Below are 25,793 nucleotides of genomic sequence, written 5' to 3' on the forward strand. Positions count from 1 at the left end.
GGACTCAGCTGCCTGCTCCGCCACGCACGTCGAACTCGACCTTCCAGCGCTCGTTCGTGCCGCTCGGCATCGCTTCGAGCTCCAGCGTGCCCGCTTCCGTCACGCGCGCGTGCAGCTTCACGGGCACGACTTCGCCCGGCGTGCGGCCTTCGGTCGGCAGCGTGGCCTGGATTTCCTCCAGTTCCTGCAATTCTTCAGGCGACCAGTAGTCGAGCATCGTGCCGACCTGATCATGACGCCGCACCGAAGAGCCGAAGAAACGGAAGTGCACCGGCTCGCCCACCACGAGGCCGAACTCCTGCGGCGGCAGCGCCGCCTCGGTGCCCTCTTCCATGCCGAAGGGCGCGACGCAGAGCGCCGAAACCGGCGGCTCGAGCCCCGGCACGGCCGGCATGGCCGATTCGACCGCCACGTAGTACGCGCGCGCTGTGCCGCCGCGAATGCGCACGCCTTTGCCGCGCTTCACATAGCCGTAATAGGCTGCGCCGCGCGCCACCGCGAGGTCGAGATCCGCACCGCCCAGCAGACGGGCGGGCGCAGCGCCCTCGGCCGCGAGCCAGCCGCCCAGGATATCGAGCACGCGTTGCGAGAGCAGCGGCGACTTGAATACGCCGCCGTTGAAGAGCACCGCGGTGGGATGCAGGAAGGTGGCGCCCGCGGGCGGCGCGCCAAAGCCTTCGAGTTCCGCGAGCGCCTGCACCTGGCGGCCGAGGAAGGCCGCGAGATGGCGCGTCACGCCCGCGTCCTGCGCATACGGCAGGCCAAGCTGCGTGAGACCCACGCGCGTACGCACAGCCGGGCGCGCGGCGGCGTCCACTTGCGGGAAGAAGCCTTCGAGGATGATCTGCGTGAGTTCGTCACGCGTGAGTTCCGTGCGGATCGACCCGCCGATCAGCTTCGAGCCGCGGCTCGGCACGACGATCGGCACCGTATCGACGGAGGCGTCGGAGAGCAGCGTTTCCTTCGCCGAGCGGCACGCATAGGTCAGCGCGCGCAGCTGCCACGGGTCCGCTTGCGTGCCCTGGGTCGCGAGCTTGCGCGCGACCACATGCGCGAGCGCGAGGTCCATGTTGTCGCCGCCGAGCAGAATGTGCTCGCCCACGGCTACGCGGTGCAGTTCGAGATTGCCTTCGCGCTCGACCACGGCGATCAGCGAAAGGTCGGTCGTGCCGCCGCCCACATCCACCACGAGGATGATGTCGCCGACCTTCACTTCCTTGCGCCACGCGCCGCCGCTCTTCTGGATCCAGCTATAGAGCGCGGCTTGCGGCTCTTCCAGCAGCGTCATGTTCGCGTAGCCCGCCGCCTGCGCGGCTTCCGCCGTCAGTTCGCGCGCGGCGGGGTCGAACGAGGCCGGAATCGTGACGGTGATCTCCTGCTCGCCAAACGGCGCCTCGGGATGCGCGTGGTCCCATGCCTCGCGCAGGTGCGTGAGATAGCGCACCGAGCTTTCGAGCGGCGACACACGCGCGACTTCAGGCGGCGCGTCGTTGGGCAGAATGGCCGCGCGGCGATCCACGCCGGGGTGGCACAACCAGCTCTTCGCGCTCGACACGAGGCGAATCGGCGTGCCCGCGCCACGGCTGCGCGCAAGCTCGCCCACGGCGTACTCGCGTGTGGTGGTCCACGGCAGCGTGAGGTCGCCCGGCGTCAGCTCGCCCGCATGCGGCAAGTAGAGAAACGAAGGCAGCAGGTCGGGCGATTCCAGCGTGCCCGGCGCAGTAAGCTGGGTCACGTTCAGCACGCCCTGCTGGGTCTTTTCGCCATCGCTGGCGGCGAGATCGACGTAGGACAACGCGCAATGCGTCGTGCCCAGATCGACCCCAATCGAATAGCGCGGATCGCTCACAGCTCCACCTCCGCCGGCGCGATGATGCGCGCGTCGTGCGTCTTGACGAGCTGCGGCAGCTTGACTTCCTCGACGCGCCAGCCGCGATGCGTGAGGCTGCCGCTGAACGGGGCCTCGCCGACCACGTTGCCGGTGAGGCGCACGGCGGCGGCGTCGAAGCCGGCCGGCAGCGTCACGCGCGAGCCTTCGGACTCGCTGCGCACCGGGCGGATCGAGAAGTGGTCGCGCAACGTGGCGCGGCAGCCTTCGTGGACGATGCGGGCGGCGGCGCCGATATCCGCATCGGCATAACCGGCAATGTCTTCCTCGACAAAATCGACGAAGCGCGCGTTGCGCTGGAGCAGGCCGAGCAGTTGCAACGCGGCGTCGGGCGTCGCTTCCTTGATGACGGTGGGTGCGGGCGCGGGCGCCGGCTTCGCGACCGGAGCCGCGGCAGGCACAGGGGCAGCCGCGGCGGGTGCGAGCCCGCCTTCACGCAGACGGCGCACGTTGGCGGCAAGCTCGCCGTCGCCGAGGATCGCGAAGAACGATCCCAGCGCGACCGAAAGGCGGCCGAAGAAAGACAGATTCGATTCGGGCATGTAGACGACTCCAATATCGCTTGAGGGCTCGCGGGCAACGCGAGCCGACCTGCCGGGCTCGCAACGAGGCCCGATCGATGCCTGGAAGGAGGCGGCCGGCAGGGGAAACTCGAGCCCGGCGCGGGCTCAAAACCCGTATTTTGCCTTGTCGCGGGCGCAAGCCGGTCAAAATGCGGGATTTGGCGGGGGATTGGCGTGCCCGGCGCGGCGCGCCGGGCTTTGACGCAGGCGGTCGCCTGGCGATACGGCGGGCAATGCGCACGGGCAGCGCGGCGCAATCCCGGCTGTCAAACGGTGAGCGGTACGGCCCTCAAATGGCGCGTCAGCGCTGATAAATGGGGCGCGATTAATGGTGCGCGCACGCGATCAGGCCCGCGCCGCAGCCGCATCACGCCTTACGGTCCGACGCATTCAGGGAAAGATCGGCGTCGTGGCTTCCGCGCCTTCCACATCGGCGCGCGGCACATGCTGGGCGATGCTCGCCTCGATCTCGGCTTCGCGCGAGCCGGGCACGTCGGCCATGACCAGCAACTGACCGTCCTCGATCGGACGGTTAAAGCGCGTCAGCGTCGTGTTCGGCTCGTCCACGCCAATCATGCCGGCCGCCCACGCGCCGAATATCGCGCCGGCAATCGTCAACGCAACGACCACGCCGCCCGTGATATCGAAGTTCTCGAACGGAAACATCAGCGCCACGAGGCCAACGACGGCGCCGGTCGCAGCGCCGAACATCACGCCGCGCTCCAGTGCGTGCACGATGTCGCTGCGCTGCAGCAGCGAAGCCTCGGGCAAGCGCTCGAGGCCCACGCTGTGATTGGCGAGCACATGAATATGACGCCACGTGATGCGCGCGCGCAGCAGATCGTCGACGATCTGCTGCGCCGTGGTCGTGTCGGGAGCGAGGAAATAGAGGCGTCTCATGATGCCCTCCTTCGGTCATGCAGCGACACGCTAGCGACCCGCTCGCTGCCACATGACTACGATGCGATTCCGATCATCCTACGCCTGAGTTTCTGTCAGCGCGACAGTCTGACGCCGATTTGCCTTCGGTTTGCGGCCGCTCTCTGCGTTTTGATTCTTTTGCATTTCGCTGAAGGTCTGCACGAGGCGATCCGCTTCCCGACAAGCGCGGAGCCACGGGAACTTGTCACGCATCAATCGAATCGCTTGCATCCACAGCGCAAGTCTGAACCGCCCGCATTGGCAACCGACCTTGCGTACGCAAAAAGTCCCGCAAAAACAGCGCATTTTCTCAACGAAAGGGCCTTATCTCGATAACGCGATCCTGAAAACAAGACGTATCTGTTCCTCCTACCATCGCTCACCTCAAATCGAGGGGAACAGCCTATGTCCACCGAACAGGATCCGCGCCGCCAATTCCTGCGGCGCATGCTCGCCGTCGTGCCGACCGCATCCCTTGCAACGGGAGCCGCGCTCTCGCAGTCCGCCTGCAAGCCGGCCTCCGCGCCGTCGGCGGCAGCCCCGCCGCCCTACCAGCCCGACTATTTCACGGCAGACGAATGGCGCTTTCTGCAAGCCGCCGTCGAGCGCCTGATTCCTTCCGACCACCTGGGGCCAGGCGCGCTCGAAGCGGGCGTGCCGGAATTCATCGACCGCCAGATGGAAACGCCATGGGGCCACGGCAAGCTCTGGTACATGCTGGGGCCGTTTCACGTGAGCGAAGCGCCGGAACTCGGCTACCAGTTGAATCTCGCGCCGCGCGACGTGTACCGGCATGGCATCAAGGCCTGCGACGCGTGGTGCCGCCAGCATTACAGCGGCAAATCATTCGCATCCCTGAGCAACGCCGAACAGGAGGCCGTGCTCCAGACCATGGAGCACGGCAAAGCCAACTTCGACTCCGTTCCAGCCAGCACGTTCTTCGGCTTTCTCCTCGCGAACACGAAAGAGGGATTTTTCGCCGATCCCATTTATGGCGGAAACAAAAAAATGGCGGGCTGGAAAACGATCGGCTTTCCCGGCGCCCGCGCCGATTTTGCCGACTGGATCGACCAACCGGGCGTGAAGTACCCGTATGGCCCGGTATCTATCGACGGAAGCAGAGGCTGATCGATGACCATCAAAATGAACAAGGTTGATTGCGTGATCGTCGGGTTCGGCTGGACCGGTGCGATTCTCGCCCAGGAACTCACGCAAGCCGGCCTGAAGGTCGTGGCGCTCGAACGCGGCGCGATGCGCGACACGCCCACCGACGCGAAATATCCGCAAGTCGCCGACGAACTCAAATACGCCGTGCGCGGCAAGCTGTTTCAGGACCTTTCGCGCGAAACGGTCACGATTCGCCACGGCGTGAACGATCTCGCGGTGCCCTACCGCCAGCATGGCTCCTTTCTGCTCGGCAACGGCGTGGGCGGCGCGGGCTTCCACTGGAACGGCATGCACTACCGCGTCCTGCCCGAAGAGCTGCAGCTGCGTTCGACCTACGAAGCGCGCTACGGCAAACGTTTCATCCCGGAAGGCATGCAGGTGCAGGACTTCGGCGTGACCTACGACGAACTCGAACCGCATTTCGATTTCGCGGAGAAAGTGTTCGGCACCTCGGGCAAAGCCGGCAATCTCCAGGGGCAGATCCGGTTCGGCGGCAATCCGCTCGAAGGCCCGCGCAGCAGCGAGTACCCAACGCCGCCGCTCAAGAACACGCTCGGCGCGCAACTGTTCGAACTGGCGGCGCGCGAGGCGGGCTTCAATCCGTACCCGGCGCCTGCCGCAAACGCTTCGCAGGCCTATACGAATCCCTACGGCGTGCGGCTCGGCCCGTGCAACTTCTGCGGCTACTGCGAGGACTTCGGCTGCTTCATGTACTCGAAGGCCTCGCCGCAGACCACCATTCTTCCGGCTTTGCTCAAGAAGCCGAACTTCGAGTTGCGCACGAATTCATATGTGACGAAGGTGCTGCTCGACAGCAGCCGCGAGCGCGCCGTGGGCGTGAGTTACGTCGACGCACAGGGCCGCGAGGTCGAACAACCGGCCGACCTCGTGATCGTCGCAGCGTTCCAGATGCACAACGTGCGCCTGCTGCTGCTCTCGGGCATAGGCAAGCCGTACGACCCGACGACGGGTCAAGGCGTGGTGGGCCGCAACTACGCGTACCAGATGAACGGCGCCGTCAACGTGCTGCTGCCCAAAGAAACCCTGCTCAATCCGTTCATCGGCTCGGGCGCGGGCGCGGTGGCGCTCGACGACCTCAACGGCGACCAGTTCGACCACGGTCATCTGGGCTTTCTCGGCGGCGCGAGCGTGCGCCACGCGCGCACGGGCGGCCGGCCGATTGGCCAGGCCTCCATCGTGCCCGGCACCCCCGCCTGGGGCGGCCAATGGAAGGCCGGCGTGGTCGACGCGTATCAGCGCTTCCTGAGCATCGGCATTTCCGGCTCGGTCATGCCGTACCGCGACGCGTACCTCGACCTCGACCCGACCTACCGCGACGCCCACGGACTGCCGCTCCTGCGCATGACGTTCGACTGGCACGCCAACGAATACCGCATGCTCGACTACGTGGGCACGCGCGTGGAGGAGGTGGCGAAGGCCATGAAGCACGACGCGTATTACCGCTCGATCCGCAAGCCCGGCGACCACTACGACACGCGCCTCTATCAGTCGACGCACACGACCGGCGGCGCTGTCATGGGCGCATCGCCGCAAACGAGCGTGGTCAACAAGTATCTGCAGAGCTGGGACGTGCACAACGTGTTCGTGATGGGCGCTTCGGCGTTTCCCCAGAACATGGGCTATAACCCGACCGGCCTCGTGGCGGCGCTCGCGTATCACGCGGCGAAAGCGATCCGCGAGCAGTACCTGAAGCAGCCCGCGCCGCTCGTTCAGGCGTAAGGAGGAATTCCCCTGATGAGGATGACGAAATACTCGCGTGCCGTGCTGGCATGGGCCGCACTGGCGCTGTCCGGCTGGTTCTCGCACGCGCTGGCGGACGATCGCACCGCCACGCAGCAAGCCAGCGCCAACGCGGCGCTCCCCGCGTTGATCGAAAAGGGCCGCTACCTCGCCACCGTGGCCGACTGCACGGCCTGCCACACGGCAAAGGGCGGCAAGCCGTTCGCGGGCGGTGTCGGCATTGCCTCGCCCATCGGCACGATCTACTCGACCAACATCACACCCGACAAGCGCACCGGCATCGGCGAGTACACGCTGCGCGACTTCGATCGCGCGGTGCGCCGCGGCATTGCCAGGAACGGCACGACGCTCTACCCCGCCATGCCTTATGTGTCGTACGCCAAAACGACGCCCGAAGACATCGAGGCGCTTTACGCGTACTTCACGCATGCGGTCGCGCCCGTCGAGCAGGCCAATCGCGCAGAAGGCATTCCCTGGCCTCTCTCGATGCGCTGGCCGTTGCGCTTCTGGCGCATGATGTTCGCCCCCACGCCGGTGACCGCCAACGCGCCGGCCAGCGCAGACCCCGCGCTGCGCGGAAGCTATCTGGTCGAGGGACTCGCACACTGCGGCGCGTGCCACACACCGCGCGGTTTTGGCCTCCAGGAGCAGGCGCTGAGCGACAACAAGAACGTCTATCTCTCAGGCGGCGTGGTGGACGGCTATCTCGCGAAAAACCTGCGCGGTGACGCGAAGAACGGCCTCGGCACGTGGAGCGAAAGCGACATCGTGACGTTTCTGAAGCAAGGACGATCCGACGATGCGGCAGCGTTCGGCGGCATGGTCGATGTCGTCCAGCACAGCACGCAGTACATGAGCGACGCCGACCTCGGCGCGATTGCGGCCTACCTCAAGACGCTCTCTCCCGTCGATCCGAACGGCGACGCGCTCAGACCCGACCCGAGCGCCGCGGCCGCCTTGCGCGCCGGCACGGACCGCAGCAACGGCGCGCTCACGTTTGTCGACAACTGCGCGGCCTGCCATCGCACGACCGGCGCCGGCTACGACGCAACGTTCCCGAGGCTCGCCAGAAGCTCGGTGGTCAACAGCGACAATCCGGCCTCGCTGATCCGCATCGTGCTCAAGGGCGGCCAGATGCCGTGGACGAACGCCGCGCCCACGCACTACGCCATGCCCGGCTTCGCGCAGCGCCTCACCGACCGCGATATCGCCGACGTGCTGAACTTCGTGCGTTCGAGCTGGGGCAATCACGCGCCGGCCGTGTCGGCCGCCGACGTGGCGAAGGCTCGCAAGGCCGCGCAGGCAGGACCGCAACCGTCGCGCGCCGAAAACCCGTAAGCGCCGCGCACGCGCCGGGACGCCGCCAGGGCCCGTTCACCTGCCTAACGAGCTTGCGAACGTGCCCTAGATCTCGACGCGCGCGCCGACCTCGATTACGCGATTGGCCGGCAGCTTGAAGAACGCCGCGATATTCCCGACGTTGTGCAGCATCACCGCGAAAAGACGCTCACGCCAGATCGACATGCCATGGCCGCGCTTGGGCACCACCACCGCGCGGCTCAGGAACCACGACGTTTCGTCGAGATCGAAGGTCAACTCCGCGGACTTGAACGCGGCAAGCGTGCATGGCAGGTCCACTTCGTCCTTGAACCCATAGTTGACGACGACGTGATAGCAGCCCGGGCAAAGCAGTTCGACCTTCACGCGTTCGCTTTCTGCCACCCATGGCACGTCTTTTGTCACGACGCTCAGGAATACTACGCGTTCGTGCAGCACCCGGTTGTGCCGCAAATTGTTGACGAGCGCATGCGGTACGGCATTGGCATTCGGCGTGAGAAAGATCGCCGTGCCGCCCACGCGCACGGGGTTGCTCTCCAGCAGCGTCGTAAGATAGGGCTTGAGGGGCTTCTTGCCGGCGCGTACGCGCGCCTCGGCCATCATCATTTCCCAGCCCTTTCCCCAGGTCGCCATGATCGTGAACATCAGGGCGCCGATGACGAGCGGGAACCAGCCGCCGTCCACGATCTTGAGCAGGTTGGCCGAGAAGAACATGGCGTCGATCACGAAGAAGAACGCCGTGGCGAACAGGCACAGCGCCCAGTTGTAATGCCACGCGTAACGCACGACGAAGAAAGTGAGGAACGTCGTGATGAGCATCGTGCCGGTCACGGCAATGCCGTAAGCGGAGCCGAGCGCCGTGGACGAACGGAACCCCACCACCGCCGCCACTACGGCCACGAGCAGAATCCAGTTGATACCGGGCACGTAGATCTGCCCGATCTCGCGCTCGGACGTGTGCACGATGTTCATGCGCGGCAGAAAGGAGAGTTGCATGGCCTGCATCGCCATGGAATAGGTACCCGAAATAACGGCCTGCGAGGCAATGACGGTGGCAACCGTGGCGAGCACGATCATCGGCACGATGGACCATTGCGGGAAGAGCCGGTAGAACGGGCTTTGCACCGCGCCGGGGTTCGCCAGCAGCAGCGCGCCCTGCCCGAGATAATTGAGCGCGAGCGCAGGAAACACGATGCCGAACCACGTGAGGCGAATAGGCTGCTTGCCGAAGTGGCCCATGTCGGCGTAGAGCGCCTCGGCGCCCGTGAGCGAGAGCACGACCGCGCCCAGCGCGACAAAGGCGAGCCAGCGGTGATGCAGACAGAACGCGAGGCCCTCGCGCGGATCGAGCGCGAATAGCACCGCTGGCGCTGAGGCGATGTTGGCCACGCCCGCCACGGCGATCACGGCGAACCAGAGCACCATGACCGGGCCGAACACGGCGCCGATGCCGCCCGTGCCGTGCTTTTGCGTGAGGAACAGCACGACGATCGCCACAAGCGTCACCGGAATCACATAGGTCTTGAGCGCGGGCTCGGCCACTTCGAGGCCTTCCACGGCGCTCAGCACCGAGATGGCCGGCGTGATCACGCTGTCGCCGAAGAAGAGCGCCGCGCCCATCACGCCGATCACGAGCAGCGTGTTACGCAGATGCGGCCGCGAGGCGACCGAGGAAGCCGCGAGCGCGAGCAGCGCCATGATGCCGCCCTCGCCGTGATTGTTCGCGCGCAGGATGAGCGCGACGTACTTGAGCGACACGACGATCATGAGCGACCAGAAGATCAGCGACACGATGCCTACGATATTGAAAGCATTGACCGCGAGGCCGTTGGCGGGATCGAACACGGTGGCGAGCGTGTAGAGCGGGCTCGTGCCGATGTCGCCATAGACCACGCCGAGCGCGGCAAGAGCGAGCGCGGGAAGCGCCGGGCGATGCGGGCCGGAGTCGCCAAGGCGCTCGTGCGCGTGCCCCGCGGATGCGGAATGTCCCATGTCTCCCTCCTCGTGGCGGCCGCATGCGGGCCGGGGGGCCGCGCGGCCTTGTCGCCTCGCTTATCGCTTGGTTTGTGGCCTGGTCTGTCGCTTCGTATTGGCGCGGCGGCCCCTGCTGGGCGCGCTAGTCGAAGTATAGGAATTTCGGGCAAAAATGCGCCGCGCGTGGCGCCGTGCTTTCGCAGAACTGTCATAGTCGAGCGTATTTTCCTGACCATTCGCCCGGTACGCACACAACCCAAAGGACTTGCACAATGCGAACCCGCCTCACGTTGCTCTGCGCCGCGCCGTTGCTCGCTGCCTGCGCGTTGCAGCCTCTTTCCACGCAACAGGACGCAGGAACGCTTTCTGCGCCAACCGCGGCTTTCGCGCAGGGCGGCGCCACCGCGCACGGCCGTGCCGTGAAAGTCATGATCGTGACGATGTTCGCGCCCGAAGCGAAGACATGGCTGGAGCGCCTCGGTCCCTGGGAGTCCGTGACGATCGCGGGCCTCTCGCCCGACTATCCCAAGGTGCAATGCAATACCGACGACGTATGCGTGATGACAACCGGCATGGGCCACGCGAACGCCGCCGCCTCGACCATGGCCCTCGCCTTTGCGCCTCAGTTCGACCTGCGCAAGACTTACTTTCTCATCGCGGGCATTGCGGGCGTGAACCCCGAGCACGGCACGATCGGCTCGGCGGCCTGGTCGGACTGGCTCGTCGATTTCGGCCTGCAGTGGGAAATAGACGGCGACGGCCGCCCGCGCAACTGGCGCACCGGGTATCTCGGCATCAATACGAAAAGTCCCGACGAAAAGCCCGCGCTCGACTACCGCACCGAGGTGTTCCGCCTGAACCCGCGGCTGACCGAGGCCGCCTGGGCCATCTCGCACGACGTGACGCTCGCCGATAACGCGCAGGCTCAGGCCGCGCGCGCGAAATATGCTTATGCACCCGCGAACCGGCCGCCCACCGTGATCCGCTGCGATTCGGTCGCCGACGACACCTGGTGGTCGGGCAAGGCGCTCGGCGCGAGGGCAAGCGAGTTCACGCGTCAATTGACCGGCGGACAAGGCGTGTACTGCATGACGCAGCAGGAGGACAACGCCACGTTCGAAGCACTCCGGCGCGCAGCGCGTGCGCAACGCGTGGACCTCGATCGCGTAGCCGTGCTGCGCGCAGGCTCGGATTTCGATCGTCCGTATGCGGGTGAATCGAATGCGGCAAATCTACTGAACTATGCAAGCCAGGGTGGCTTCGCACCCGCGTTGGAAAACCTCTATCGCGCGGGCCATCCGCTCGTGCAGACCATCGTCGCGCATTGGAGCGAATGGCGCAATGGCGTTCCTCCAAGCCCTTCTCAAGCCGCGCCTCGTTAACGGCGCCACGCCCTGTCCCCGCTTTGCCGCGTAGCATCCTTGTGAGGAATACAGACGATTGATGCATGGCGTTATCCGGCACGCATCGCCTATTCGCAAAGCAATTACAGTGCACGATCGTTCATACGCATGGCGCATGCGAATGCGGGATTTCCGCTACTGAAATCCTCCTTTGACCGGATAGCTTTATCGCGGCATCTATGCCAGATTAGGTCTCACTCATTTTGAGCGCAGCGCAGGGGTCGCGAAGCGATGCGCCATGATTCACGGGGGACAGCATGCACGGTTACTTCCCTCCCCTTCATGCCGCCACGCCCATCCTGTTCGCGAGTGTGTCCGCGTGTGACTATTCGCGAGCCAGTGCGTCATGAATGCCGCCAGCATCGTCGTGCTCGGCGCGGGGCCAGCAGGGTCAGCCGTTGCGCGCGCGCTTGTGGGGCTCGGCTATCGCGTGCAGGTGGTGAGCGACTGGCGTCGCTTCGATGCTGCCGAAGCCCTATCGGCACGCGCGATTGAAGCGCTGCGCCGTGCGGGCCTGCATCGCGCAGCCAGTTGCGGCGAGGGACCCTGCGTGCGCACCACACTCTGGAACGGCGTGCTGCAAACGCTCGACGCGGAATTCCTCGTCGACCGGCGTGTGTTCGATGCGGCCTTGCGCGAGGACGTGCGCGGTGCGGGCGTGGACGTGATCGAGGCGAATGTGCGTTCGCTGCAGTCCACTTCCGCGGGGCACGACCTCATGATCGAAACCGCCGACGGGCCGCTCACGTTGCGCGCGGATTTTCTTGTCGAAGCGCGTGGCCGCCTCGCACCGCTCTTGCGCGACGCCACGCGCGGCCCGCAAACCGTGAGCCTGCTGAACGTATGGAAGGGCTGCGCGGGCGCGGCGGCCACTGCGGTGGAAAGCCTGCCGGCCGGGTGGGCGTGGATGGCGCGCCTCGGCAACGGCCACTGCTACTGGCAATTGACGCTGGACGTCACGAACCCCGAGCTGCCGCAGCGCGATGAACTGCTCGCGTTCTGCGAGCGCATGCGGCACTCGCCGCTTGCCAGCGACTTCTTCGCGGGCGACGCAGCGAACGACGTGCGCCTCTATGCGCGCAGCAGCACCGCCACGCTGTGCGGCCGTACCGGCGGCCACAACTGGCTGCGCGTGGGCGACGCCGCCATGGCCGTCGATCCGCTTGCGGGCAATGGCGTGTTCCAGTCGCTCACCTCAGCGTTGCAGGCGCCCGCCGTGATTCACACGCTGCTCGCGCGGCCCGAGCGCGCGCCGCTCGCGCTGCGCTTTCACCAGCAGCGCATCGAGCAGTTGTTCATGCGCTTCGCGCGCACCGGGCGCGATGTGTATGCGCTCGAACAGCGCTGGACCACGCAGCCCTTCTGGCAAACGCGTGGCGCGTGGCCCGACGACCGGCCTGCTCGTGTGAGCGCCGATTTCAACGAGTTGAACGTGGGACGCGCGCCCGTGATCGATGGCGGCATGATTGCCGAAGCGGATGTGGTCGCGAGCCCGGACCAGCCGCTTGGCATCTGGCATCTGTGCGACGCTGCGCTTGCGCCTGTTGTTGAGGCGTTGCGGCGGGAGCCCGCCGAGCAGGTGCTCAAGTCGCTCGATGCGGATCAGGCGCGGATGATTCGGCATTGGCTTGCCATGCAGGATTATCCTTAGCTTTAGGTCGCCGTGTGGCCAGGCGGTTTGGTGTTTCTCTTTGGGCTTTCCTTGTTTTCGTGGCGGTATGCCAGCGTTGCCCCTGTGCGGGGCGGCACCTACTTTCTTTGCAGCGGCAAAGAAAGTAGGCAAAGAAAGCCGCTCAAACCGCCAGCGCCAGCCACAGTTCACATCGCGCCATCCCAGGTGAATGGCTCCGGAGCGTCTGTCGCCCCGCACCATTCCCGTTAGTGACAAAGCGCTCATCCGTTCCCGCTGCTCGCTGCGCGCGCAGCGGTTGGGTCTGCAAGGGAAACCGAGGGGCATTGTCATGCCGTAACGCAATGCAAGTGCACCACTGGTTTTAGGTTATGCCCTTCGGGGCGCGCAGCGCCGCCGGAAGGATGAGCGCCTTGTCACTCAGTTCGGTGGTGCGAGGTGACAGACGCTCCGGAGCCATTCACCTGGGATGGCGCGATGTCAACTGTGGCTGGCGCTGGCGGTTTGAGCGGCTTTCTTTGCCTACTTTCTTTGCCGCTGCAAAGAAAGTAGGTGCCGCCCCGCACAGGGGCAACGCTCGCATACCGACACGAACACAAGAAAAGGCCCAAGCCCCAGGAACACAAAAACCATCGCACTGCAAATCACCAGCCCCCACCTCACCGCTCCTGAGCGGCCATCTCCAGCAACGCCCGCGTCCCCGCCGATCGGTCATACGCCCGCGTAGCGATCACCACTTCGCTATACCCATTCGCCATCGCAAGCGGCTTGAACACCGCCCCTTCCAGCCCAAAGCGAGCGAGCGTGCGCGGCACGATGCCAACTCCAAGCCCCGCTGCCGCGAAGCTCATCACGCCCACGGAATCGGTCGTGCGCAATACACTGGCAGGCTCGACCCCGGCCTCGAGACACAGCTCCGTCACGCGATGCCCGAGCCCAACGCCGGGCGGATCGTCCACGACGATGAGGCGCTCATCGGCCACGTCGCGCAGCGTAATCCGACGACGGCCGGCGCAACGATGTTCGCCAGAGAGCACGACATCGAGCGGCGTGCGCGAAAACGGCGTGATGCGAATCGAGGCCGGCTGGGGCCCCGGCGGCGAGCGCAAAAACGCCACGTCGATGCGCTCATCGGCGAGCGCGTTCATCTGCGCCTGCACGGAGATCGCGCGCAGTTCCAGTTCGACCTCCGGCCGCGCCTGCGCAAAACGCTTGAGCAGCGCAGGCAGTTCCGGCTCGAGCGCTACGGAACTCGCATAGGCAATGCACAGCTTGCCCAGTTCGCCACGGCTCGCACGGCGCCCGGCCAGCACCGCCGTTTCGGCCTGCGTAAGCGCGGCGCGCGCGTGCTCCAGAAACACCGCCCCCGCGCCAGTCAGCTCGATGCCCCGCCTCACGCGCTGGAACACCTTGAAGCCAAGCTGCGTTTCGAGCGCTTTCATCTGCTGCGTAACAGCCGGCTGGGCAATGCCCAAGCGCTCGGCGGTGCGGCCGAAATGCAGTTCCTCGGCCGCGATCACGAACGTTCGGAAGTAACGAAAGTCCATAGCTGCACATTTAACAAATAAGATTATCTTATCAAAATCGCCGGTTTCGATTTATTGATTCGATCGATACAAACCGGTCCAATAGGGCTATCCAGCCTTTGGCTTCACCCACACCGCACGACCATGAATCAACGAATCGAACCCGCTCAACTCCAGACCGAACCTATCAACGACCTGCGCTCGGCCCTCAAACGGCTCGAGCAGTCGCCCGGGCAACTGCTCGAAACCGACCACGAGGTCGACCCGCATGCGCAACTTGCCGGCGTCTACCGGCACATCGGCGCGGGCGGCACGGTCGAGCGGCCCACCCGCCTCGGCCCCGCGATGATCTTCAATCACGTGAAGGGCTACCCGCAAAGCCGCGTGCTGGTCGGCCTCATGGCGAGCCGCAAGCGCGTAGGCCTGCTGCTCGACGCCGAACCGCGCCGCCTCACCCAGCACATGGCGCAAGCCGTGCGCAACGCCATCGACCCCGTGAGCGTGCCGCGCGAAGCCGCGCCGTGCCAGGAAACCGTGTATCTCGCGAGCGACCCCGGCTTCGATCTGCGCAAGCTCATTCCCGCGCCGACCAACACCGAGAGCGACGCCGGGCCGTTCCTGTGCCTCGGCCTCGTGCTGGGCAGCGACCCTGACACCGGCCACGCCGACGTCACCATCCACCGCCTGTGCGTGCAGGGCCGCGACGAGCTTTCCATCTTCTTCGCGCCGGGCCGCCATATCGACGCTTTCCGCCAGAAAGCCGAAGCGCGCGGCGAGGCGCTGCCCGTCTCGGTGAACATGGGGCTCGACCCGGCCATCCATATCGGCGCCTGCTTCGAAGCGCCCACCACGCCGTTCGGCTTCGACGAACTTTCCATTGCGGGCGGGTTGCGCGGCAAGCCGGTCGAACTCGTGGACTGCGTGAGCGTGAAGCAGAAGTCGATTGCGCGCGCCGAGATCGTGATCGAAGGCGAGATCCTGCCGAACGTGCGCGTGGCCGAAGACCAGCACACGCACACCGGCCACGCCATGCCTGAATTTCCGGGCTACAACGGCCCGGCCAATCCTGCGCTGCCCGTCATCAAGGTCAAGGCCATCACGATGCGCCACGGCGCAATCATGCAAACGCTCGTGGGCCCGGGCGAGGAGCACACGAATCTCGCGGGCATTCCCACCGAGGCGAGCATCTACAACGCCGTGGAAGCCGCCATGCCCGGCTTCGTGAGTCAGGTGTACGCACACACGGCCGGCGGCGGCAAGCTGCTCGCGGTGCTGCAGGTCAACAAGCAGTCGGCCTTCGACGACGGCCGCGCGCGGCAGGCGGCGATCATCGCGCTCGGCGTGTACTCGGAACTCAAGCACGTGATCCTCGTGGACGCCGACGTCGATCCCTTCGACACCGACGACGTCATGTGGGCCATGACCACGCGCTACCAGGGCGACGTCTCTACCGTGTTCGTGCCCAAGGTGAACGGGCATGTGCTCGACCCCTCGCAAACGCCCGAATTCAATCCCGCGCTGCCCGCGCGCGGCGTGACCTGCAAGACCATCTTCGACTGCACGGCGCCGTACCATCTGCGCGACGAATTCGTGCGGGCGAAGTTCAAGGAGGTGGACCCGCGCCCGTTTGCCCCCACGCTTTTCGGGGGCGATCATGAGTAAGCGCGCGTTGAATGGCCGCAAGCGGCTGATCGTGGGCGTGACGGGCGCCACGGGCTTTATCTATGCGGAGCGCACGCTGCGTCTGCTGCGCGAAATGGAGGTCGAGACACATCTCGTGATCTCCCGCGCGGCCGAACTCACGCGCGAGTACGAGTCGAACCTCTCGCGCGAAGCCGTGCATGCGCTCGCCGACCATGTCCACCCGATCGCCGATGTGGGCGCTTCCATTGCGTCGGGGTCGTTCCGCACGCTCGGCATGCTCGTCGTGCCGTGCTCGATGCGCACCGTTGGCGAGATCGCCTCGGGCGTCACGAGCACGCTGCTCACGCGCGCCGCCGACGTGGTGCTCAAGGAGCGCCTGCCACTCGTGCTGATGGTGCGGGAAACGCCGCTGAACCTCATTCACCTGCGCAACATGACGACGGTGACCGAGGCCGGCGCAGTGGTGTTCCCGCCGGTGCCCGCGTTCTACGCGAAGCCCGCGAGCCTGCAGGAGATGGTCGATCATTCGGTGAGCCGCGCGCTCGACCAGTTCGGGCTCGATACCGAACGCATAGAGGCGTGGCGCGACGCGTAAAGCCTCCGTGGACACCCCGCGGACGCACGCCGGACAATCAGGGAACGTGCATCGCAGTATTAAGTTTCGGCGTAAAATGCGCCGTTCGCCGCGATGTACCGGCGTAGAAGCCTCACGCCAGCGATGCACGTCGATCTACTTACCATCTACTTTCTCCTGATCGGGACCCTGCTAGCCAGTTCCCTGATCACGCTCTGGGAGCATCGAACGCATCCCGCGCGCAGCAAGGCCTTACGGATTCTTGCCGCCGGGTACGCCACCCTCGCAACCGGGTGCGCCGCGGTACTCGTGCGCGCCGACCTGCCGGGCGTATGGGGCGCGGCGCTGAGCAACCTCATCATCATGGCCGGCTATCTGCTGGTGTTGCACGGGGTCGCGACGATGAACGGGCGGCAATACCGGGCAGGCTCGATCGCCCTGCTCGCGCTGATCGCGCTGACGTGGGCCACATGGGGCGCACGGCATCCGGCCGAGATGTGGTATTACGCGAGCGCGTTTCCCATTGCGCTGGCGAGCGGCATGACTTCGCGCGAGTTGTTGCGCGGCGACGGCATGAAAGGGGTGCAATCACGCCACGTCGCGACCTTCGTGACCGGCTTTCATGCCCTTTTTTACGTGTTCAGGACGTTTTTGCTCCCCTTGTTGGGGAGCCGCTATGGGGACGGCTTCGTCGCGCTGGTCAGCAAGATCACGATGTATGAAGGCGTGCTGTATTCGATCGTTCTGCCCATGTCGCTGCTCAAGCTGATTCGCGAGGAAACGCACGGGCAGCTTTTGCGCGAATCCCAAACGGACTACCTGACCCGCCTTGGCAACCGCCGCTGGTTCTTCGAAGAAGGCGAGCGCGTGATGAGCGAGGCCGGGGCGCGCGAGGCCGGGGCCCGCCAGCCGGTCTCGCTCCTCGCCTTCGATCTCGACCACTTCAAGACCATCAACGACCGCTACGGCCACAAGACCGGCGACGAAGTCCTCAAGGCGTTCGCCGACATTGCCCGCAGCGCCATGGGGCCCGACGCGATCCTCGCGCGCATAGGCGGTGAAGAATTCGCCGCCCTGCTGCCAGGCCACGACCGCTTGCGCGCCAAAGCGGTGGGCGAAGCGATCGCCCGGCGCTTCGCCCAAACCGCGACGCACAAGATCGAAGGCGTGGACATACGCGCCACGGTGAGCATCGGCCTCGCGCAGCATGGTCACGAGGCGTCCACGCTCTCCGACCTGCTGGCCGCTGCCGACGCCGCGCTCTACAGCGCGAAGTCGCTGGGCGGCAACCGGCTCGAAATGCTGGTTCTCTAGCACCGCACGCCAAGTCAGCCATTTGTAGGCTGCGCGCATCCTTTTTGCTGAGCCACTTAAGCCCGCCTCATCCCGGTCGCGGGCGTAACCGCACTGAGCGGTAAGGGGGCGCAATGGCAACGATCGATTCCCGGATCCGGATGGCAATTTCTGCCGGACTCATTGTCCTGCTCGCGGCTTGCGGCGGCGGGGGTGGCGGCGGCGGTGGCAGCAGCGCAAGCGGAGGCTCGAGCACCGGCGCGAACACGCCGGCGGGCGGCGTCAAGCTGCAGGTCGTCTCGTTCGGCGACAGTCTTTCCGATGTCGGAACCTACGCGCCGATTGCGGGCGCCGTAGGCGGCGGGCGGTTCACGACCAACCCGGGCCAGGTCTGGTCCCAGGACGTCGCGCAATATTACGGGGACACCCTGAGCGCCGCCTACACCGTCAGCATTGATCACAAGCTGAGCGCGCAAGGTGGCTTCGGCTACGCGGAGGGCGGCTCGACGGTCGCCACGCCGGCCGACCAGTACGACTTCCTCTCGAGCGTGATCGGCAACATCGAAATGCCGGTCAATCAGCAGGTGTCGAACTATCTGTCCGCGCACGGCAGCTTCAACTCCGGCCAGCTCGTGCTGGTCTGGGCAGGCGCGAACGACGTGCTGCGCGCGGGCAATCCGCCGTCCGCCAATACCGTCGTGCAAACCGCCGCCACGACGCTCGCGCAAATCGTCGGACAGATCGTGCAGGCCGGCGCCACGCATGTCGTGGTGATCAACGTGCCGAACATCGGGCTCTCGCCCAAGGGCCTTGCCGCTGCCGACGGCGGCGCGAATCTGACCCAGCTATCGCAGCTCTTCAACTCGACATTGAACGGCGCATTGCAGGCCGAAGGTTTGCAGGGCAAGGTCATCGAAGTCGATTCGTACACCTGGATCACGCAGCTCGTGGCGAACTTCCAGGCGAGCGGATTTAGCGTGTCCAACACGGCCCAGGCGTGCGACGCTTCGAAAACGCCGGACGACACCTCGTTGCTCTGCTCGCCGGCCACCTATGTCGCGGCCAATGCCGACCAGACCTATATGTTCGCCGACGACCTGCACCCGACCACGCACACGCATACGCTCTTCGCGCAGTACGTCGAGCAGCAGATCGCGGCGAGCGGCCTGGGTCATTGAGTGCTGGATTCACGCGGCCGCGGGGCGTAGCCAGCACACACTTACCAGCAATGTGACCTACACTCAGTGCGTGACGCATTTCGCAACCCGCTCGGACGTGACCGCGCTATGCAGCGAGGAGACCATCGCCTGCCATAGATGCGCATCGTAGGCAGTGCGAGCAGTCGTTCGTTGCGAACCCCGATTCTGGCGCCTTGGCACCGTGTGCCCCCGCCGGTGTGTCTGCCAGAATCGTGCGACGAATGAAGATTCGTCGCGTCACGCTGAAGGAGCGACCATGCGCGCACTCGACATCACGACCGAGTCCGTCGTCTCCGCCATGCCGGAGATGACGATCCGCGACGTGGCGACCTTGTTCGTCGACAACGATATCGGCGGCCTGCCGGTCATCGACGCAACGGGAAAGGTTGTCCGCATCGTCAGCCACAGCGACATCCTGCATCGAGTAGCGAACGGTACGGTCCGCGCGAAACGCGCACGGTGGCTCGAAATCCTCGTGTCGTCGCCGCGCGAACAGGCCGCTGCAGACGATCCCGCACCGCCCGCGGTCAACGGCAAAGCACACGACGACGCCATCGTGCATAAAACGTTTCCTCGCGTGACGCCCACGCTCTAGCGCAGCCTTCGAACATCGACTGCATACGTCTGTCACATCTGGAGAATGAGGGCGATTTCCTTCGTCAATACTCCTGATGATTTCCAACGCCGGCGGGTCCGATATAGTTGGCCCGCGGCCGCAGCAGCGTGCCGCTCGTCATCTGCTCGATGGCGTGCGCCATCCAGCCCACGCTGCGACCAATGGCGAATATCGCGAACACGGCATCTTCCGGCAAGCGGCACCAGGCGGCCAGCGCGGTGAGCGCGATGTCGATCGTGGGCGCGAGACCGCGCGACGCGTGAACGTAGTCGATCAGCGCGCGCACGTCGTCCGGTGCCTCGAACGCCGCAAGCAGATCCGCCGCGCGCGGGTCGCCTTGCGGATAAAGCGCGTGACCGAAACCCGGCAACGGGCCGTTCGAATCGAGCCACGACTCGGCCGCCGCCGCGACACCCATCTCGCGCACCTTGCCGAGCAGCGCCTGCACGCGCAATGCGGCGTCGCCATGCAAGGGCCCGGCGAACGCGGCGAGACCCGCCAGCATGCATGAGCCAAGCGACGCGCCCGTCGATGCGGCCACGCGTGCGGCAAACGCCGAGGTCGTCAGCTCCTGGTCCGCCAGCAACGCGAGCGCACGCCGCAGCAAGTCCGCCTGCGCTTCGCACTGCCACGCACGCGCGAGCCGCTCATGCAGCGCGCCGCTTTCACCGAAGGCGCCGATGTTGCGAGGCCCGACGAAGGCGCTCGCCAAGCGGCCCACGAGGCGCGCAGCTTCCTCGTTCAACCGCGCGGCAACGAGCGCGCCGCTCGAAGGCGGCTGCGCCGCGGCGAGTGCAATCGACGCATACACTCGCGCACGCGGCGGCGCCCCAACGGGCACGCTCACGTCGTCGTGGCAGGTGGGGAAAACCGGTGCAGCGCCGGTTGCCCATAGACATTGGGCGACCTCTTCGAGCGTCGCCCGGCTCGCGAGTTCGACCGCATCGTGCCCGCGGTAGTAGAGCCTGCCCCGCGCAATCGTGGAAATACGCGTGTTGATGATGGGTTCGCCCCATGCCATCGTGCTCGCCGCGATGTTCTTGTGCGCGCGGCCCAGATCCCGTTTCTTCCTGAGCGCCGCGACATCCGAGCCGCTGTACAGCTTGCGGCTTGCGTGCTCCGGGTCCCAGCGCACCTCGATGCGCCCGCGGCTCACATACGCGTACAACGTCTGCTTGCGCACGCCGAGCGCGTGACAGGCCTCCTCCTGCGTCATCCAGTTTTCCACTCGCTTTCCCTGGGTTGGGCTGGTTGATTCACTTAATCAAGATTGACGCGTTCTGGCGGGGTGCGTCAAATACAGTCAATCCGACCCGCGCACAGCAACGCAGCTTACGGGTACGGATCGACAATGATAACCGCGCCTTAGAGCCCGACACTGGAGACACCGATGTCCACGCAGAGGTCCGTCAGCTACGCCGCCACTGAAGTCACAAGCGCCGCGCGCGCCACCCGCACGCGATACACGATTCTGGCCGCCATCCTGTTGCTCGCGACGGTCGCCTACGCAGACCGCGCGATCCTCTCGATTGCCGGACCCGGCATTGCAAAGGAATTCGGGCTCAACCCCATCCAGCTCGGCTACGTGCTTTCGGCGTTCAGCTGGGCCTATGTGGTCGGGCAGATCCCAGGCGGCCTGCTGCTCGACCGCGTGGGCACGAAGGTCATGTACGGCGCCACGCTGATCCTGTGGTCGCTCGCAACGATACTCGTCGGCTTCGTCGGCAAGGTCACTTCCGATGTATCGATGGCGCTGGGCCTGCTGTTCGCGTTGCGCTTCGCACTGGGGCTCATCGAAGCGCCGAGTTTCCCCGCCAACAGCCGCGTGACGGTCATGTGGTTCCCGAAGGAGGAGCGCGGCTTCGCCACGTCGTTGTTTGCGTCCGCATCGTATTTCGCGGTGGCGATCTTCTCGCCGTTCGCGGGCTGGCTCACCGGCAAGTTCGGCTGGCCCGCACCGTTCTTCGCACTCGGCCTGATCGGCATTGCCTGCGCCGGCATCTGGGTGCGCGTGATGAACGAACCGCGCAAACACCCGCGCATTTCGCCGGCCGAACTCGACCGTCTCGTCGCGGGCGGCGCGATGATCGACATCGACTCGAAGTTCGAGCGTCTGTCGCGCCCCGCGGTGTCCGGCAAGGCGCTGCGCATGCTGCTGGGCAACCGCATGCTCTGGTGCTCGTATATCGGCCAATATTGCGTGATCGCGCTGAGCTATTTCTTCATCACGTGGTTTCCGATCTACCTCGTGCAGGCGCGCGGCATGAACGTCATGCAGGCCGGCCTCGCGACGATGCTCCCGGCTGTCGCGGGCTTTCTGGGCGGCATTGCGGGCGGCGTGATTTCGGATGCGCTGATCCGGCATGGCTGGAGCGTTTCGTGGGCGCGCAAGACGCCCTATATCGTCGGCATGGCGGTGGGCTGCTGCATCGTGTTCTCGGCGTTCACCGAGAGCAACACCGTGATCGTGCTGCTCATGACGCTCGCTTTCTTCGGCAAGGGCGCAGCGGCCGGCGCGGGCACCTGGGCCATCGTCTGCGATACCGCGCCACGCGAAGCCGTGGGTCTCGCCGGCGCGATTTTCAACTGTATCGGCAATATTGGCGGTATCGTCACGCCTATCGTGTTCGGCTATATCGTGCAGGCAACGGGCGGCTACACGGCCGGTCTTTATTTTGTCGCGGCACACTGTGTGGTCGCGGCGCTGGTTTATCTCGTGTTCATGGGCCGCATCGAGCGCGTGAACGTCAACTGAGCGCGTGCCCACGCCTCAACCGAAGCAAGGATTCATCGATTCACCATGGCAAAACCCATCATTCTCAACGCAGCCGAATTGCCGGAACGCACCCAGGCGGAACTCGCCTCGCTCTTCACGATGCTCGATCTGCCGAAGGCGCCGGAAGAAGCGGCTGCGTTTCTCGCGCAGCACGGCGCGTCCATTCGCGGCATCGCGCTGCGCAAGACGAAGATCGATGCGGCATTTCTCGACGCCCTGCCCGCGCTGGAGATCATTGCGAGCTACAGCGCCGGCCTCGACAACCTCGACGTGAAAAGCGCGCAGGCGCGCGGCATCCGCATCGAAAACGCGTCGCACGTGCTGGCCGAAGATGTCGCGAATACCGCTATTGGCCTGGCGCTCGCGCTCACGCGCGACATCGTGCAGGCAGACGCCTACGTGCGCTCCGGACAATGGCCCGAGCATGGCGCACTGCCGCTCGGCCGCTCGATTTCGCGCATGAAGGTCGGCATTGTCGGGCTCGGCATGATCGGCGCGGCCATCGCGAAGCGGTTGAAGGCGTTCGGCTCGCATGTCGCGTACTACGGGCCGAACCGCAAGAGCGTCGATCTGCCGTATTACGACGACGTAACGCGTCTTGCGGCCGATAGCGACATGCTGATCCTCACCTGCCCGCTCACGCCACAAACGCATCATCTGGTGAATGCGGCCGTGATCGACGCGCTCGGCCCGCAAGGCTTCCTCATCAACATTGCGCGCGGTCCGGTGGTCGATGAACAAGCGCTGATCGCGGCGCTCGATGAAGAACGTATCGCAGGCGCGGCGCTCGACGTGTTCGAGCACGAACCCCATGTGCCGCAAGCGCTGATCGACAACCCGCGCGTCGTGCTGACTCCGCATATTGGTTCGGCAACGGAAGAAACGCGCACGGGCATGGCCGATAACGTGGTCGATATGCTGGCGAGCCATTTTGGCATTGCCAGTCCGCGCAGCGCACCTGAGCAAACGCCGGAAGTCGTGAAGACCGCAGCAGCAGCCTGACCGCTCCCGGGCAAGACTCAGGCCGATTCGCGCGCCACGATCGTGAACCCCACGTCGAGCGCGCGAGCCTCGGTCACGCTGGTTTCGCCGCTCAGGCGGTCCAGCAAAAAGCGCGCGGCGTTCACGCCAATGCGCGTGCCCTCCACGCGCACCGTCGTGAGCTGGGGCGTGGTTTCAGTGGCGAATTCCAGATCGCCGAAGCCGCAAATCGCCAGTTGCGAGGGGACGTGCACGCCCATCTGGCGCGCGGCACCGAGCGCGCCGATCGCGAGCAAGTCCGAGCCGCAGAACACGGCGTCGATATCCTGGGCGCGCGCGAGCAGTTGCGGCAGCGCGCGTTTGCCGTGCGCGACGGAACTCGGTGGCGCGACCTGTTCCTCGGGCACGTCCTCGATGCCTGCCTGCGCGAGCCGTTCGCGAAAGCCCGCGCGCCGCGCGAGCGCGCGCGCGTCGTTGGCGGAGATGAGCGCGGGACGGCGCGCGCCACGCGCGATAAAGTGCTCGGCCACCGCCGCGCCGATCCGGTAGTGCGAAAAGCCCACCAGCATGTCGATGGGCGTATCGGTCATGTCCCACGTTTCGACCACGGGAATGCCAACGTTCTTGAGGCGTTCGCGCAACGATTCGGTATGCGCCACACCCGTGAGCAGCACGCCTTCGGGACGGCGGCTTAAAACCGTATCGAGCAGGCTCTCCTCGTTCGACGCGCTATAGCCGCTCAGCGCGAGCAGCACTTCGTAGCCCGCGCGCGACATCGTCTCGCTGAACACCTGAATGGTTTCCGCAAACAGCGAGTGCGAAACCGTTGGCACGATGGCCGCAACGAGCCGCGAGCGCGCCGACGACAACCCGCCCGCGAGCCGGTTGGGCACATAGCCCAGTTTCTGCACGACCTGACGCACGCGCTCCAGCGTTTCCGGCGCGACCGACTCCGGGTTGTTGAACACACGCGAAACCGTGATGGGCGAGACGCCCGCCTGCGCGGCGACATCGGTGATGCGCAGGCCCTTCGGGCCGCCGCGCGTGCGCTTCGTGCGCACGGTGGCGTCCGCGTGTTCGATGCTCGGAGCGGGTTTGATGGTCGACATGAACGTGAACGGGTGTGGGCGGTGCGCGGCTATTGTAGCGAATGCGCCTCGCAGCCTAGCGTGCGTTGTTCGGCAGGGGCGCGCCGTCTGCGGCTTGCGGCGTACGATTGCCACGGCGCAGGATCATGGCGGTGACGATCGCGAAGATCACCATGCACGCGGCGGGCACGAGCATGGGCATGCGCGTGCTACCCGTTGCCTGCTTCACGAAGGGCACGAGATTCTGCGCAATGAAACCGCCAATATTGCCGAGCGAATTGATTGCCGCAATGCCTGCCGCAGCGCGCGCGCCGTAAAGGAACTTGGGCGGCAGCGTCCAGAAGCACGGAATCAGCAGATACATGCACGGCGCACCAAGACACAGCGCGGCGAAGCGCAGCGCGTGGCCCGGCAGAAACACCGACGAAACAAAGAACACCATGCCGAGCAGCGACGCCACGAGCATCGCGACCGTCGCATGATTGCTCGCGCGCAGCCGCGAAGGGAGCGTCGCGAGCACGATCGTCGCCAGCAGCCAGGGAATGATGTTGAGCAGCCCGTTCGTGGTGTTGCTCACGCCGAATCCCTTGACGAGCGTAGGCAGCCAGTAGCTCACGCCGTACACGGAAATCGACAGCATCATGTAGTAGAACGCCATGCCGAGCACGCGCGGCTCCGTGAGCACGCTGAGCACGGAGCCGTGGCGCTCCCGGCCCCGCGCGGCCGCGCTCTCGGTCGAGAGCGTGTGCACGAGCCAGCGCTTCTCCCCTTCGGAGAGGAACGTCGCTTGCTGCGGCGCTTTCGGTAACAGGTACAGCACGACGATCGTCAGCAGTACCGATGGAATGCCGGTGACCACGAACACGAGCTGCCAGCCTTGCAGTCCGAACAGTCCGCCTTTGTCGAGCAGCCAGCCGCAAATCGGCGCGCCGACCATGTTGCCGAGGCTGCTGCCCACCGTGAAGTAACCGAGCATGCGCACGCGGTGGCGCTGCGGGAACCACAGGGTGAGGTAATAGATCACGCCGGGATAGAGCCCCGCCTCGGAGGCGCCCAGCAAAAAGCGCAGGATGTAGAACATCGTGGCGTTGCGCGTGAAGGCGAGCAAAATCGTCACCACGCCCCACGTGAACATGATGCGCGCCATCCAGCGCGGCGCGCCGTACTTGTGGAGCAAAATATTGCTCGGCACCTCGAACAGCAGATAGCCGATGAAGAACAGCGACGCGCCAAGCCCGTATGCGACCTCGGAAAGCCCGAGGCTGTCGAGCATCTGCAGCTTCGCGAAGGCGATGTTGGAGCGGTCGATATACGCGACCAGATAAAGCACGCCGAGCAGCGGCATTAGCCGCCAGCCCATGCGGTTGATCAGACGCGGCTCGTCAACCGCTGCGATGGCATCGTTCACGTTGTCTCCTGAGCCCGCTTTGCGCACGGGCCTCTGTTTATTG

Annotated in this window: 20 protein-coding genes; 12 read left to right on the forward strand and 8 right to left on the reverse strand. The window is 65.5% G+C overall.

The features are described from left to right. Nucleotides 1-4: 4 nt before the first annotated feature. The 3 genes from U5A52_RS24430 to U5A52_RS24440 form a co-directional block, all read right to left on the reverse strand. Nucleotides 5-1,849 (reverse strand): Hsp70 family protein, encoded by a 1,845-nt coding sequence (locus U5A52_RS24430; RefSeq protein WP_321936551.1) that lies wholly within the window; start codon nt 1,847-1,849, stop codon nt 5-7. Further along, entirely contained in the window at nt 1,846-2,430 is a 585-nt protein-coding gene (locus U5A52_RS24435; RefSeq protein ID WP_321910124.1) for a DUF2760 domain-containing protein, read from the reverse strand. The genes U5A52_RS24430 and U5A52_RS24435 overlap by 4 nt, the downstream gene beginning before the upstream one ends. A 411-nt stretch (nt 2,431-2,841) precedes the next feature. Next, a complete protein-coding gene (locus tag U5A52_RS24440) occupies nt 2,842-3,351 on the reverse strand; it encodes a DUF1269 domain-containing protein (RefSeq protein ID WP_321936552.1) in 510 nt (169 codons plus the stop codon). Between the two features lie 426 nt (nt 3,352-3,777). Here U5A52_RS24440 and U5A52_RS24445 point away from each other — a divergent pair, with 426 nt between their 5' ends. Genes U5A52_RS24445 through U5A52_RS24455 form a run of 3 tightly spaced genes read left to right on the forward strand, consistent with a single transcriptional unit; the run spans nt 3,778 to nt 7,638 of the window. Continuing rightward, the gene (locus U5A52_RS24445; protein WP_321936553.1) at nt 3,778-4,500 is read left to right on the forward strand and encodes a gluconate 2-dehydrogenase subunit 3 family protein; all 723 of its coding nucleotides are present in this window, start codon (nt 3,778-3,780) and stop codon (nt 4,498-4,500) included. A gap of 3 nt (nt 4,501-4,503) precedes the next feature. Beyond that, nucleotides 4,504-6,279 (forward strand): GMC family oxidoreductase, encoded by a 1,776-nt coding sequence (locus U5A52_RS24450; protein ID WP_321936554.1) that lies wholly within the window; start codon nt 4,504-4,506, stop codon nt 6,277-6,279. Nucleotides 6,280-6,300: 21 nt separating this feature from the next. Then, nucleotides 6,301-7,638 (forward strand): cytochrome c, encoded by a 1,338-nt coding sequence (locus U5A52_RS24455; protein WP_321936605.1) that lies wholly within the window; start codon nt 6,301-6,303, stop codon nt 7,636-7,638. Between the two features lie 66 nt (nt 7,639-7,704). Here the strand turns inward: U5A52_RS24455 and U5A52_RS24460 are convergent, their stop codons facing one another. Then, nucleotides 7,705-9,630 carry a potassium transporter Kup gene (locus tag U5A52_RS24460; RefSeq protein ID WP_321910130.1) on the reverse strand — a complete coding sequence of 642 codons (1,926 nt, stop codon included), beginning with the start codon at nt 9,628-9,630 and terminating at the stop codon, nt 7,705-7,707. Between the two features lie 254 nt (nt 9,631-9,884). Between U5A52_RS24460 and U5A52_RS24465 the strand changes: the two genes are divergently transcribed. Continuing rightward, nucleotides 9,885-10,994: a purine nucleoside permease gene (locus U5A52_RS24465; RefSeq protein WP_321936555.1), complete on the forward strand. Its 1,110-nt coding sequence runs from the start codon at nt 9,885-9,887 to the stop codon at nt 10,992-10,994. A 367-nt stretch (nt 10,995-11,361) separates the two neighbouring features. Then, the gene (locus U5A52_RS24470) at nt 11,362-12,666 is read left to right on the forward strand and encodes an NAD(P)/FAD-dependent oxidoreductase (protein WP_321936556.1); all 1,305 of its coding nucleotides are present in this window, start codon (nt 11,362-11,364) and stop codon (nt 12,664-12,666) included. Between the two features lie 638 nt (nt 12,667-13,304). Here U5A52_RS24470 and U5A52_RS24475 read toward each other — a convergent pair. Then, entirely contained in the window at nt 13,305-14,192 is an 888-nt protein-coding gene (locus tag U5A52_RS24475; RefSeq protein ID WP_321910135.1) for a LysR family transcriptional regulator, read from the reverse strand. Between the two features lie 123 nt (nt 14,193-14,315). Between U5A52_RS24475 and U5A52_RS24480 the strand changes: the two genes are divergently transcribed. The 5 genes from U5A52_RS24480 (at nt 14,316) to U5A52_RS24500 (ending at nt 19,476) form a co-directional block, all read left to right on the forward strand. Beyond that, entirely contained in the window at nt 14,316-15,833 is a 1,518-nt protein-coding gene (locus U5A52_RS24480) for a UbiD family decarboxylase (RefSeq protein WP_321936557.1), read from the forward strand. Continuing rightward, entirely contained in the window at nt 15,826-16,410 is a 585-nt protein-coding gene (locus U5A52_RS24485; protein WP_321910138.1) for a UbiX family flavin prenyltransferase, read from the forward strand. The genes U5A52_RS24480 and U5A52_RS24485 overlap by 8 nt, the downstream gene beginning before the upstream one ends. A gap of 123 nt (nt 16,411-16,533) precedes the next feature. Next, nucleotides 16,534-17,703 carry a GGDEF domain-containing protein gene (locus U5A52_RS24490; protein WP_321910140.1) on the forward strand — a complete coding sequence of 390 codons (1,170 nt, stop codon included), beginning with the start codon at nt 16,534-16,536 and terminating at the stop codon, nt 17,701-17,703. Between the two features lie 140 nt (nt 17,704-17,843). Next, the gene (locus U5A52_RS24495; RefSeq protein WP_415774048.1) at nt 17,844-18,860 is read left to right on the forward strand and encodes an SGNH/GDSL hydrolase family protein; all 1,017 of its coding nucleotides are present in this window, start codon (nt 17,844-17,846) and stop codon (nt 18,858-18,860) included. A 277-nt stretch (nt 18,861-19,137) separates the two neighbouring features. Next, nucleotides 19,138-19,476 carry a CBS domain-containing protein gene (locus U5A52_RS24500; RefSeq protein ID WP_321936558.1) on the forward strand — a complete coding sequence of 113 codons (339 nt, stop codon included), beginning with the start codon at nt 19,138-19,140 and terminating at the stop codon, nt 19,474-19,476. A 64-nt stretch (nt 19,477-19,540) separates the two neighbouring features. On the opposite strand, the gene U5A52_RS24505 is transcribed toward U5A52_RS24500, so the two are convergent. After that, entirely contained in the window at nt 19,541-20,713 is a 1,173-nt protein-coding gene (locus tag U5A52_RS24505) for a citrate synthase family protein (RefSeq protein ID WP_321936559.1), read from the reverse strand. A 174-nt stretch (nt 20,714-20,887) separates the two neighbouring features. Between U5A52_RS24505 and U5A52_RS24510 the strand changes: the two genes are divergently transcribed. Both U5A52_RS24510 and U5A52_RS24515 read left to right on the forward strand, forming a co-directional pair. Continuing rightward, nucleotides 20,888-22,252 (forward strand): MFS transporter, encoded by a 1,365-nt coding sequence (locus tag U5A52_RS24510; protein ID WP_321910146.1) that lies wholly within the window; start codon nt 20,888-20,890, stop codon nt 22,250-22,252. 45 nt (nt 22,253-22,297) lie between these two features. Further along, nucleotides 22,298-23,275 (forward strand): 2-hydroxyacid dehydrogenase, encoded by a 978-nt coding sequence (locus U5A52_RS24515; RefSeq protein WP_321936560.1) that lies wholly within the window; start codon nt 22,298-22,300, stop codon nt 23,273-23,275. A 17-nt stretch (nt 23,276-23,292) separates the two neighbouring features. On the opposite strand, the gene U5A52_RS24520 is transcribed toward U5A52_RS24515, so the two are convergent. Together U5A52_RS24520 and U5A52_RS24525 are read right to left on the reverse strand one after the other, a co-directional pair. Further along, nucleotides 23,293-24,363: a LacI family DNA-binding transcriptional regulator gene (locus U5A52_RS24520; RefSeq protein WP_321910148.1), complete on the reverse strand. Its 1,071-nt coding sequence runs from the start codon at nt 24,361-24,363 to the stop codon at nt 23,293-23,295. A gap of 55 nt (nt 24,364-24,418) precedes the next feature. Next, on the reverse strand, nt 24,419-25,702 hold the full coding sequence (locus tag U5A52_RS24525; RefSeq protein WP_321936606.1) for an MFS transporter: 1,284 nt from the start codon (nt 25,700-25,702) through the stop codon (nt 24,419-24,421). Nucleotides 25,703-25,793 lie beyond the last annotated feature (91 nt).

Source organism: Paraburkholderia sp. J8-2 (assembly GCF_905220195.1).
Lineage (GTDB): Bacteria > Pseudomonadota > Gammaproteobacteria > Burkholderiales > Burkholderiaceae > Paraburkholderia.